General features: G+C 34.5%; 10 protein-coding genes and 1 pseudogene. 3 read left to right on the top strand and 8 right to left on the bottom strand.

All coding sequences use genetic code 11. The annotated features are described in order from the left end of the window. Positions 1-163: 163 nt before the first annotated feature. The 4 genes from FC64_RS06650 to FC64_RS06635 all read right to left on the bottom strand — a co-directional run bounded on the left by FC64_RS06650 (position 164) and on the right by FC64_RS06635 (position 4,526). Positions 164-1,933 (bottom strand): LPXTG cell wall anchor domain-containing protein, encoded by a 1,770-nt coding sequence (locus tag FC64_RS06650; RefSeq protein WP_057907137.1) that lies wholly within the window; start codon positions 1,931-1,933, stop codon positions 164-166. Positions 1,934-2,066: 133 nt separating this feature from the next. Beyond that, on the bottom strand, positions 2,067-3,059 hold the full coding sequence (locus FC64_RS06645; RefSeq protein WP_057907136.1) for a glycosyltransferase family 2 protein: 993 nt from the start codon (positions 3,057-3,059) through the stop codon (positions 2,067-2,069). A gap of 18 nt (positions 3,060-3,077) precedes the next feature. Beyond that, positions 3,078-3,713, bottom strand: coding sequence for a sugar transferase (locus tag FC64_RS06640; protein ID WP_235804852.1), 636 nt, complete (start codon positions 3,711-3,713; stop codon positions 3,078-3,080). Between the two features lie 24 nt (positions 3,714-3,737). Next, positions 3,738-4,526, bottom strand: coding sequence for a DUF4422 domain-containing protein (locus FC64_RS06635; protein WP_057907134.1), 789 nt, complete (start codon positions 4,524-4,526; stop codon positions 3,738-3,740). A gap of 207 nt (positions 4,527-4,733) precedes the next feature. On the opposite strand from FC64_RS06635, the gene FC64_RS06630 reads away from it, so the two are divergent. The 3 genes from FC64_RS06630 to FC64_RS06620 are packed head-to-tail and all read left to right on the top strand — an operon-like array spanning position 4,734 to position 7,978. Continuing rightward, positions 4,734-5,768: a glycosyltransferase gene (locus FC64_RS06630; protein ID WP_057907133.1), complete on the top strand. Its 1,035-nt coding sequence runs from the start codon at positions 4,734-4,736 to the stop codon at positions 5,766-5,768. Positions 5,769-5,773: 5 nt separating this feature from the next. Continuing rightward, positions 5,774-6,811 carry a sugar transferase gene (locus FC64_RS06625; protein WP_057907132.1) on the top strand — a complete coding sequence of 346 codons (1,038 nt, stop codon included), beginning with the start codon at positions 5,774-5,776 and terminating at the stop codon, positions 6,809-6,811. Then, positions 6,812-7,978: a hypothetical protein gene (locus FC64_RS06620; protein WP_057907131.1), complete on the top strand. Its 1,167-nt coding sequence runs from the start codon at positions 6,812-6,814 to the stop codon at positions 7,976-7,978. A gap of 64 nt (positions 7,979-8,042) precedes the next feature. Here FC64_RS06620 and FC64_RS06615 read toward each other — a convergent pair whose 3' ends face one another. The 4 genes and pseudogenes from FC64_RS06615 to FC64_RS06600 form a co-directional block, all read right to left on the bottom strand. After that, positions 8,043-9,155, bottom strand: a complete 1,113-nt coding sequence (locus FC64_RS06615; RefSeq protein WP_081035662.1) for a serine hydrolase domain-containing protein — start codon at positions 9,153-9,155, stop codon at positions 8,043-8,045. Between the two features lie 99 nt (positions 9,156-9,254). Continuing rightward, positions 9,255-10,241 carry a glycosyltransferase gene (locus FC64_RS06610; RefSeq protein ID WP_057907129.1) on the bottom strand — a complete coding sequence of 329 codons (987 nt, stop codon included), beginning with the start codon at positions 10,239-10,241 and terminating at the stop codon, positions 9,255-9,257. Positions 10,242-10,398: 157 nt separating this feature from the next. Beyond that, positions 10,399-11,415 carry a hypothetical protein gene (locus FC64_RS06605; RefSeq protein ID WP_057907128.1) on the bottom strand — a complete coding sequence of 339 codons (1,017 nt, stop codon included), beginning with the start codon at positions 11,413-11,415 and terminating at the stop codon, positions 10,399-10,401. A gap of 132 nt (positions 11,416-11,547) precedes the next feature. After that, positions 11,548-11,983 (bottom strand): annotated as a pseudogene (locus FC64_RS06600) (hypothetical protein); the annotation flags it as partial.

The raw sequence follows: 11,983 nt of genomic DNA, 5'->3' as shown, positions 1-11,983 counted from the left end.
GAGAACGTTATTACAGTTATAAACGCTTAATAAAAAACTTTGACTTTACCCTTATCCTTATAATTAATTTACCTTTAATGCTCAGAGCATTTTAAAACATTTAATTTTTTATAATAAAAAAGTCTTAGCACGATCTCTAAGACTTTTTATTTACCTCAACAAATTAGTTTTTCTTGTTAAAAACAACTACTCCTGAAATTGCAATTAGTACAATTCCCAAACCGATTGTTGCGGTTGCGGCTGCTTCACCAGTTTGTGGTAAGCCTTCACCGTTGCGGTTGCTACCCTTATTACCTTGAACAGCTGACCCTTCACTGTGTCGACTTGTTTGACCGCCTTGAATGTTGCTGTCCTTGTTATTTCCAATAACTGCTACACTACTTTGGTTTGTACTATTATTTATAGTTGCATCTTGACTGTGATTTACCTTATTCTTGCTTAGCTTATTAGTTGAATTTGACATTAAACTTTCAGTATTGCGACTATTTGCTGAAGCCCTTAATACTGATGAGTTCTTAATAATTAAGCTCTTGCTGCTTGATGATGAAACAACTGATGAACTCTTGCTGCTTGAGCTTGACTTACTGCTACTTGATGATGAAACAGCTGATGAACTCTTGCCGCTTGAGCTTGACTTACTGCTACTTGATGATGAAACAGTTGATGAACTTGAACTACTTACTGGTAACTTTTGGTCTTTAACTGTAATTGCAGTTGACTCAACGCTTGAATCTAGGGTCACCTTTTGATAGCTTGAATCAATTGCATACCCACTTGGTGCCCCAGTCTCTTTCACATAGTAGGTCCCGTTAGCTAAATTATTAAATATTGCAACTCCGTTTGCATCGGTTTTTTCTGTTTTTAACGCCTGATCGTGATCACCAAATAACGTAAACGATGCGCTAGGCAATGCTTCACCAGTTTCAGCATCGACTTTCTTTACTGAAATTTGCCCTTGATAATACGTTGCTGTTGCTTTGATATTTCCTGGTAATGTAGCTGAATTGCTTATTTTTTGGCTTACATTATCAGCCGAAATTACAGCCGAGTTAGTATAACTCGATTCATCACTGATCATTTTGGTTTGATATTCAACAGCAATTGTCTGGTCAGTTGTACCAGCTGGAAGTTTTACAGTGATTTCACTACCATTTGTCGTGATACTACATTGACTTGTTATATCTTTTTCTTCTTCAAATGTTCCGTTTACATAATTTCCTTCTTTAACGGTTAACGATCCCGGAACTAATTGCATGCCAGCTCCCATATTATCAGTAATTATCGGATTTTTAAGATCTACATTATTCATATTAGCAACGATCTGCCACCATGCCAATTTACTATTATTTTTATCATACCACCCGACTTTATTAATGGTTGGTGCTTGCCCGGTGCCAGATCCTTGCCCGTTTGTATTTCCTTGATCCGTTCCAGGTCCACTATTAGGCGTATTATTATTACCACTATTATTTACATAAGTTCCCGTAACACCAACTTGAAGAGTTCCTTTGCGTCCAGTTTTATTTCCTAATATATTATTAAAAGTAATTGTTCCGGTATGTGATCCAGCCTTGATCGTCGCTGTACCAACAATTTGTTTATTTTGATCATAAACATTGCAAGTTTCATCCTGAGCTACTTGAACATTATTGGGAATTGTAAATGTAGTTGTATCCCCATTATTAATAGTGATTCCATCTTGGATACTCCAATTGTAAGAAACGTTATAAGCCCCAAACTTATCTAACTGTGAAGTGTTAGCCTCAACTTTCCCGGTTTTTACATCGGTAATCGTCGCATCAGCAGCACCTAATCCCTGAACACTTACTTGACTAGCACTTACAGTATATGTACTATTTCCTAAAATTATAAATAATGAAAAAAATGCACTTAAAACTGTTATAATCTTATGCATAAAATTATGACTCTGCATAACACAAACCTCCTCCAACTAAACATTCTATACCTTTGGGATGGACCGCTTTATTTCTAGTTAAAATCTTAACTATTTATTAATAAATTAAAATTGTTGTAACAAAAAAGAGCTGCTATACGCAACTCAATGATTATTTCATTTGACTTTCATTTTGCTTAGCTCTAAGGGTAAATAGCACAGAAGCTAAATGATAAGCGTGCATTTTAAGCAAAGCAATTGGCAACATCCGTAATCCGTGGCATTCACTAGTCTTAATTTCTGACAAAGCCTCTTTAAAAATTGGTTTATTTAAAAGCTGTTTTAATTGCTTGATTTTCAAGCCGTATTTAACCGGATTAGCTGATGCAAATGTCTCATGAACCATGATAATGTTAAAGTGCATCATCACGTATATATTAAATGCTTTCTGAATTTCAGCCGGACACCCTTCCAAATTCCGTTCAGATTCTTCTAAGGCAGCAAGGTAATCCTCTGATTTCCGATCAAAGGTTGTCATTACTGATTCCGTATCCTTTGAATAATGGTAACCAACCGGCAATGAAAGCTTAATCGTTTCGCATTTCATCAAATATTGCAACATAAAATTGCCATCTTCAGCAACGCGCAGATTAGTATTGAATCTCAGATTATATTTCTTGATCAAAGCATGCTTAAAAAGCTTTCCCCATGCTGTCAAATATTGGGTTGGATTTTCCATCATCATCGTCTTAGCATGCATGGATTCATTAGCATCATAGTACTTAGCACGCACCACTTTTTGTTCTTTACCAGATTCAAATCCGAAAACGTTCAGATCCGCTGTTTGTTCATCATTCAACACGATCTTAAGCGGTGAAAGAACGTAGTCATCCGCATCAACAAACATGATGTAGTCACCTGTCGCCTGTACCAAACCAGTATTTCGAGCAGCCGAAACGCCTAGATTCTGCTGACTGATTGCTTTGACCCGCTTATCCTGGGCGGCATAATCCGTCATAATAGCAAGCGAATCATCCGTTGAACCATCATCTACTAAAATTATTTCTAAATTTTGATAATCTAAATTAATAATCGAATCCAAACAACGTTTTAAATATTTCTCGTCGTTATATACCGGAATGATTATACTCAGCTTTTCTTCCATATTAATCCTCAATGTTCTTTAAAAAGCGCCATCGGCCTTAAAAATTGCAACAATATTCTTAAAAAAGACCTTAATGTCAAACCATAATGATGCATGATCGACATAGTATAACTCAAGGTCACACCGTTCCGGATACATAATATTACTTCTGCCGGAAGCTTGCCAGTATCCCATTGCTCCAGGCTTAACTGAAAGAAACTTATCTACCCGATCGCCGTATTCTTTTAACTCAGCTTCAACAATCGGCCGGGGTCCGATCAATGACATGTCGCCTTTTAAAATATTAAAGAATTGCGGTAACTCGTCAATTGATGATTTTCGTAAGAAGCTACCAAACTTAGTAATTCGCGGATCTTCATCCGGTGGAAGCTTATACCCGTTTTCAATGTACTTTTGATAAAGTTGCGGGTCTTCTTCCAGGCGCTTTTCCGCGCCAACGATCATCGACCGGTATTTATACATGTAAAATATCTTATGGTCTTTTCCAATACGTTTTTGTTTGTAAAATACCGGGCCCTTATTGTCGCCAAAACGATCAATAATGAAAATTACTAAGGTCACTGGTATTAAAAAAATTAAAGCAGTTACCGAAATCACGATATCCAGTAATCTCTTTACAAACAAATAGGCCTTATTTTGTTTTTTGACTGACAAAAAAGCCACCTCACAAACTAAAAACTACTTTTCGTCTTTATTAGGGTTTCCTTTGATCTTCCGCATTAAAAATGACATGATCTTCTTAACCCAATGTTGCTTACCCATAAACATCACTGGAACTTCCGTATAGTTAATTTCATTCTTTTCAACCCAAACATCCATCAGCAATTCACTGATAAAGCCGTAAATTCGCTGTTCATATGAAGTATATCCGGTAATATCTGTTCGTTTTTCAACTTCAAAAAGCACATCCATTAACCAATCAGTGTATTCATTAAAAATCGCTGACTTAGCAATAAACATGTTAAACATATGAGCTGACGTCCGTTGAACACACTTGTCAAAATACGGAACATAATCCGGATACTTTTCTTCCAATACTTCCCGGGTCGTCTCCATATCCTTGATGTGGTGAATATGTTCATAGTGCGACCACGAAGTTTCAATGTAGTAATTTCGCTTTCTTGGCAAAATCATATCATATTTGTCCATCAATTTGGTTAACTGTTTTTCATTCATTACATGTCTATATTTTTGATTAACAGTTGCAAAAAAGTGACTTCCACCGTCAGAGAAAAGCCGGCGGTAATGAACAAGTCCTTTAACGTCTGCTTGACGGTTATGAGCAGCCCAGTATTGCGCCGTTAATTCTGAGTAATTCTGATTACGATCAGCAATGTTATCCCCCGTATTGTCCCGTAAATACCCTTTAAAGGTTTCCTTTGCCGTTCCAACTTGAAGCGGATAATAAATCTTTCCTTCAGGCATCCGGGTCTGTTTATGACTAACGACATAAATTTCAGATTTCATTAAAGGTCCTACTTTCTTATAGAATAGCCACTATCCGAGTATTATATTATATTTTTCCGGTAAAATAAAGTTAATCTTAGATTAATTAATCATTAATTGTCATTAAAATGTACTTAAATAACAATACATTTTGCGTTGCTCCATTACATTGTTGTGACGTATAATTACCTTATCTATATAAAATTTTTTCGAATCAAGGAGCAAATAATGAATAATTATCTTGTAAATATTGATGACCCAGTTCTTAACGGGGGCCAAAAGGCTAAGAACGACATTACACGTTTCTTAACCGAAGATGGGTTCAAGGAACTTAATATTCCGATCACGATCCATCCAGAAGATAAAAGTCTTGGAGCCCAAATTCGGAAATTTAAGGATGGCTTTATTACCATTCCAAAAGCAATTAAAAAAATTCAAGATGCTAATAACATTGTCTTTCAATATCCAATTTATTCAACGTTTATTATGAATAAGTTAATTCCGGCAATTAAAAAAAATACTCATGCTAATTTGATCATTGTGATTCACGATGTTGAAAGCATCCGGATGTTCCAAGATGGTGGTTACCAACGGGATGAAATGAACATTTTAAACGCCGCTGACCTGATCATTTCGCATAATCAATTTATGACTGACTGGTTAAATCAGCAGCACGTTAATGCTAAAATCGTGAACTTAAACCTGTTTGATTACTATAACCCGCAACAATTGAGTATGAATAATTCATTTGACAAGAGCGTTGTTTTCGCAGGTAATTTGGCTAAATCTGAATTTTTATCAAAATTTAATCCAGATTTCCCATTAACTCTTTTTGGACCAAATCCAGCTGAACAATACCAACCAAACGTCAACTATCAAGGAAGCCTTGATCCTGACGAATTACCGGCTTATTTAACCCAAAACTTCGGGTTAGTTTGGGATGGTACAAGCACGACAACGTGTGACGGAACTTACGGTCACTATCTTAAGTACAATAATCCGCACAAAACATCATTGTATTTAAGCTCTGGTCTTCCAGTAATTATTTGGAAGGAAGCCGCACTGGCACAGTTTATTACTGAAAATAATGTTGGATTCGCCGTCGCAAGTCTTAATGAAATCAATGACCGGCTGGATCAAATGACCGCTGAAGATTATCAGACAATGAAACAAAATACCCTTGCCGTTGCTGAAAAATTACGTTCAGGATACTTCATTAAAACGGCAATGCATACAGCGCTTAAAGAACTGAAGGAGAATTAATCAAAATGAAAAACTACATTATTAATGACCTCGATGACAACACAATGAATGGTGGTCGCAAAGCCCGGAATGATGTTTTTACATTTGCGAAACAGGATGGATTTAAGGAAATCCTTTTACCATTTATCATTCATCCACAAGATCGCAGTTTTAAAGCTAAGCTACAAAAACTCAAATATAGTAAAGTCACCATTCCTAAGTTGCTTAAGCACGCCAACGACGCGGATGTAATCGTCTTTCAATACCCAATGTACTCAACCTTTTTAATGAATCACTTAATTGAAGACATTAAAAAGTACACCCATGCCAAATTGGTTTATGTGATCCATGATATTGAGGGAATTCGGATGTTCGATGATACTGATAATTACTCAGACAATGAATTACGGCTTTTGAAACAAGCTGACGGGATCATTGCACATAACCAACCAATGACGGACTGGTTAAAAGAACATGGAATCACCGTTCCAATCGTTAACCTTGGAATTTTTGATTACCAAAATCCGCAATTGATCAATCAAGATATGGATTACAACAAATCCGTTGTCTTCGCTGGCAGTTTAGAAAAATCAACATTCTTGACCAAGTTGAACTTAAAGGACACTAAGTTAACACTGTACGGACCAAATCCGGCAGACCAATACCCAGCCTGCATCCAATATGAAGGCAAACTTTCACCTGAAGAATTGCCAAAGAAGTTGACACAAAACTTTGGCCTTGTATGGGACGGCGACGAACTTGATACCTGTTCTGGAACATACGGCCATTACTTGCAATTCAATGCTCCGCACAAGACATCATTGTACTTAAGTTCCGGTATCCCTGTGATTATCTGGAAGAAAGCGGCCATGGCCAAATTCATCGAAGAAAACCATGTTGGCTTAGCCATCGACAATTTAAATGATCTTGATGACATCCTTGCGCAAATCACGGATGACGAATACAAGACGATCAAGCAAAATGCCATCAACATGGCAATGCGGTTGCGTGAAGGTCTCTACACCAAGACTGCATTAGATCAAATTGTTAAGCAGGTGATGTAAATGGATTCGATTTTAACCAATTGGGCTACAAAAGCAAGAAAATTTAAAGAAACTCATCCAAATATTGCTTCTACCTTATATCTGACTGCACTATCGATTTTTATCGTTGCAAGCATGATCAAAAACAGTCAGATGTTTATGTTTTTCTCGCAAGAATTCATCTTTATTCTTGAATTAATTCCCGCATTAATGGTTACCATCAAAATTCTGTTTCTTGATGAACATAATTGGCAAGAACTGACAATCTTCTTTTTGATGGAATTTTACCTGTATATGTCGTCATACATTGCTGCGAGCGTTGATGTATTTTACTTTAGTTTCTTTATCATCGGTGCTAAAGGTGTCAAAGCTGAACAAATTTTAAAAGTCTTTATGCTAACGAACATTACATTTATGATCGTGGCTGCGATTTTAGCATTGTCCGGCGTTATTTGGAACTATTCAACCACGCGGAGTTTGTATTCGCCGGTTTATCGATATGCTCTAGGAATGGCCTATCCAACTGATTATGCTGCCCGCGGATTATCTCTCTTGTTGGCCTATGCTGTTTTGAAAAAGTTTAAACTGCGTTTACCAGAATATATTTCATTCATTATGGTAATCTTCTGGTTCTATTTGATTACCGGAACACGGGTCGATCTGTTGCTTTCGCTGTTACTGATGATCCTCTTAGTTGCTTATCCAAAGATCAAGCAACTGTTCAAGAAAATCAGTATTAAAGCGGTCAATATTGCAATGTTGGTTTACATGTTTTTGATCTACCTGATTGGATTCTTATTTACTTGTTTCCCAAGCAATAAGATCCTGAGCCTGATCAACAGTGCTTTGTCAGGCCGGTTATCACATGAACAAACGCTTTTCCAACACTTTCCAATCAGCTTCACTGGTCGATACATCTATCAGCCTGGTGGGGGTGCCGGATTCTTCATTGACGCATCGTTCTTCCGAATTTTATGGATGTATGGGATCCCAATGTTGCTGATTTCGATCGTCCTGTTCTTCATGTTGAATAACCGTTTCTTGAAGAATCAAAACTACTTACCGATCGAATTAGCCTTCGTTATCATCTTTATCAGCGCTGGAATCGATCAGCACTACCTAGACGCATCGTTTAACTTCGTTCCACTGTTGTTATTTGCTGATCTAGGAATGTTCAATAAAAAATAATTTCAAAATATATAAGCCCCAAATCTTAGAAAATCAATATCTAAGATTTAGGGCTTACTTTTATTTATTCAAAACAAATATCAGCTAATTTACCTCTAATGTTTAACATCTGTTTAAACGAAATATTATTTGAAAATAAAATAAATGTTTGGTTGCTGTCATAACTCATAATGAAACAACTTTGGCAACCATTCATCGAACCATCCGCATGAAAAGTTCCTTTTCCTAGATAAACGCCATCATAATATTTATTCGAACTTGACGTGATGGTACCTAAAGGAATAATTTTATTGCTTGTTAAATAATTAATAAAGTTCCAATAATCAATTGCGCTACTAAACATTCCGCCAGCTCCTAATGCAACTGACATTTTTTTCTTTAAATTCTCAAAACATAATCCATTTCCCATACTCTGCACGTTTCCGCTAATTACATCTGTTTTATTATTAACTTGATTATAAAATTTCGTATTTTTTAGCTTATATGGAATAATAATATTTTTACTTATATAACTTTGATAGCTCATTCCTGACAATTTTGATATTATTCCAGCAAGTAAAGCATAGTCACTATCAGAATAATTCCATTTACCAATTTTTCCTGTGGAATTTAAATTTTTTTCAATAAATGATAATGTATCATTTTCATTTTTCAATACAGTTAGTGTCTGTTGATTTCCATCATCAATTCCAGAAAGATGAGACAGCAAATCTCCAATTGTAATTTTATTACTATATGGAATATTGGGATAAAATTTATTAAGCGTTGTTGATAAACAAACTTTATGTTCATTAATTAATTTTTGAATTGCAATTCCAGTATACACTTTTTGCAATGAGGCAATTGGATATAAAACATTCGGGCCAATCTTACTGTCTTCATTTTGACTACTTTCAACGATATTAGGCTTTTGAGCTATGTCACCAAATAATACAATTCCATTAATTTTGTTTGCCATCATCAGTTTTTTTATCTTTTGTTCTTTATCTCGATCAGTTGTACCGTTCATCTCATCAACGGTAACTCTATGATAGCCACTAATATTTGGATATTCATGACCCATCATTCTTTCAAAATAATAATGGGCCATACAGCTTTTATCTAAAAAAGCCACCATTACAGTAATCAACACAATAGATACAATACTTATTAAAATATACTTAAATTTACTTTTCACATGTTTGCCTCAATTTTTTAATATAAAAACTACCCATATAATTATACTTAATTTTTTTTAAATTTCAATATAAAAAGGATTATGGTTAGATTATAATAATTAAATTAAATTTTCTAAAGCATCTTTTAAAAATTTACCACTCCGCATTTGTTCTCCTACAAGTTGCGCATTATGTACTAACTCTGAATATTGATCTTGAGCAATACTTTTCAACCTTATATCTATTTCACCTAGACTCTTTATCAAAATACCGCAATCGTATTTCTTCACATATTCAGCTACCGCGGCATTCTCCCATACAATTACGGGTATGCCTGAGCTTAAATATAACGCTGTCTTATGTGGACTATTATATTTCAAATATTCACCAGCTTTTCCAGAACAAGTTTCACTACTACCTCCATCCCATATCAAACCAAAATTTTCTTTAATTTTTTGAGAGACGTCATCTGGAGAAAATACACCTTTATAAATAAGATTAGGAGGCAACTCAACGTTATTTAATGTGCCATAACAACTTATTTTTTGATTTCCTGTATATGTTCTCAAAAATTCTGACTTATTTAAATTTCCAGCAAAGCATACTGAATAATCATAGTTATTCTCGTCCACAAAAGGTTTGGTAGTAAAATAATCCCACATACCAAGATTACCAATTTTACACTGTACCCCTTGTTTGCGTAACCAATCTGTCATTGGTTGACTTAATGAAATAATCCCATCTGCCTCTTTCATTAAGTCAATTTCTTCTTGCGTCAATTTTGGATCATGATTATCTGAGTTATAGCGTAACGCTTCCAAATCATGAATAATATAAATTAGTTTTAATCTTTTATTTTTCTTTATTACTTTTGCAATTCTTTTTTGCAATTTTCCCCCTGTAAATTGAACAACAATAATTCCCGATAACTTTTTTATTTCATATGGAAATTTAGTCAGTAAATATAGCGCTTTTTTTCCCTTCGAATTTGGAGATTGAATATTTATAAATCCTAACTTTTTTAAAAAATAATTGACATCATTAATTGCTTTCGATCCACCGTCATTTTTAGTCCATCCATGCACTTCTAATAAATACTTTCCCATAACGTTCTCCTTAAGTAATTATAAACAAGATAGTAACTTTACCATAAAGCAATGTTGATATGATTTATGTGTAGCAATAGCAACTATAAAATATAATTATCCGACTTTTGCTACAGTTCGATAAAATTTACAAGTTTACATATGTAGTCTAAAAATATTAAAGTTCATATCTTGATTTTCGAGGAAATACACTTTGTAAAATCTTAGTGATTCTATTCAAAGTACTTTCAAAATCTGTTACATTATCGTCATTTAAACAAATTGAATAATATTTTCTTTTCTTTAAAATATCTTCAATTTCGTCTAAGGCACCCTTATCACCTAAATTAAAGTATTTCCCTTTATGAACCTTATCTGGTATAAATTCTCCTGAAGCTAGCTGGTAATAACGAACCAGCCATTCTGTTACATCTCGCTCATCACGAGTTTTATGAGTACACGTTTGTTGTAGACGTTCTGGATACAGCTCCCAAACTTTTTCAAACGCACTTTTTAAATATGGTTGTACGCAATGAATTGACTGAAAGCCAGTATAATATTGATATGGAAATGATAATAAGGTTCTAAAATTATCAATACCGTAGTGATATGAAAAATACTTACTAAAATTCTTCTTTATAAATTCTCTCTTATTAAAAGTACTATTAATTAATTGCATTGAATTAAATAAATTTTTAAAAAAGTCAATCGATGCGGTCAATGCATTTTCAACCATAAAATCTTTTGGCAAGCCATTTTTAAAATATGTATCTTTTTTGATTGGACTTGTAAAAAGCATGTCATCATTCATCAAAACAAAATTTTCAGCTAAGTTGGGAATCTTATACAGATTTAGTAATATGGCACTTGAATTAAAAAGTGGTAAATATTTTTGATCAATAATCTGCTTATGATCTATAATCTCTACCTTAGAATATGTCGTATTTAGCCATTTAGGCTGCTGTTCATCAGTAACTAAATAAACCTTATGTGCCCATCCAAAATATTTTTCAATGCTTCTAAAAGAATATTTTAAAATATCCCAGTCTCGATACCTACGATCATCAACATTTTTATTTTCGGAAGCTTCATTTTCTAATCCCTTTTTAATATATGGCGCAGCTTTTTTTTCCCATTTTTTATCATATCCATCAACCCAAGGAATAACTATATCTACTTTATTATTTTTATTCATATAAATACCTCATTACCTTAAATATACTAAAGTTTAATTTTACACATAAATATAATCCATGACAACTTTCATATTAAATTTATAATAAAAAATGCTCCCTAAAAGGGAGCATTTAATTAGCCAAAAACTTTACTAGTGTTTCTTTTTATCAGCAAAGCCGAATAAACCTAACAGTCCTAAGACAGCACTGCTCATTACTAATCCAATTTCTTTCAGAGAATTTGAACTCTCACCTGTAACTGGTAAGCTTGCCTTCTTACTTGCAACAGAACGCATACTATTGTTTGTTGTCTTCTTAGCTTGATTTACACCAGTTACATCAACTGTCTTAACAGCTGACGATTCAGCTTTTTTCAACGTTTGTTTTGTTGTTGGCTTGCTTACTGTTCTTGTATCCACAACTAGCTTGCTTGTTACCGCCCTATTTTCAATCGGCTTGCTTACCATTGTTGTATCTACAACTGGTTTGCTTACTGTTGTTTGTGCTGGCTTGTTAGCTGTTGTACTTGCAACTGGTTGTTGTGCTGGCTTGTTAGCTGTTGTACTTGCAGCTGGTTGTTGTGCTGGC

This window comes from Ligilactobacillus araffinosus DSM 20653 (assembly GCF_001435375.1).
GTDB lineage: Bacteria > Bacillota > Bacilli > Lactobacillales > Lactobacillaceae > Ligilactobacillus > Ligilactobacillus araffinosus.
This window is presented reverse-complemented; position numbering and strand designations above follow the sequence as displayed.

Bases quoted from the DNA above. Each gene is read 5' to 3' on its own strand.
- FC64_RS06650 (WP_057907137.1), bottom strand. From the start codon at position 1,933: ATGCAGAGTCATAATTTTATGCATAAGATTATAACAGTTTTAAGTGCA.
- FC64_RS06645 (WP_057907136.1), bottom strand. From the start codon at position 3,059: ATGGAAGAAAAGCTGAGTATAATCATTCCGGTATATAACGACGAGAAA.
- FC64_RS06635 (WP_057907134.1), bottom strand. From the start codon at position 4,526: ATGAAATCTGAAATTTATGTCGTTAGTCATAAACAGACCCGGATGCCT.
- FC64_RS06630 (WP_057907133.1), top strand. From the start codon at position 4,734: ATGAATAATTATCTTGTAAATATTGATGACCCAGTTCTTAACGGGGGC.
- FC64_RS06625 (WP_057907132.1), top strand. From the start codon at position 5,774: ATGAAAAACTACATTATTAATGACCTCGATGACAACACAATGAATGGT.
- FC64_RS06620 (WP_057907131.1), top strand. From the start codon at position 6,812: ATGGATTCGATTTTAACCAATTGGGCTACAAAAGCAAGAAAATTTAAA.
- FC64_RS06610 (WP_057907129.1), bottom strand. From the start codon at position 10,241: ATGGGAAAGTATTTATTAGAAGTGCATGGATGGACTAAAAATGACGGT.
- FC64_RS06605 (WP_057907128.1), bottom strand. From the start codon at position 11,415: ATGAATAAAAATAATAAAGTAGATATAGTTATTCCTTGGGTTGATGGA.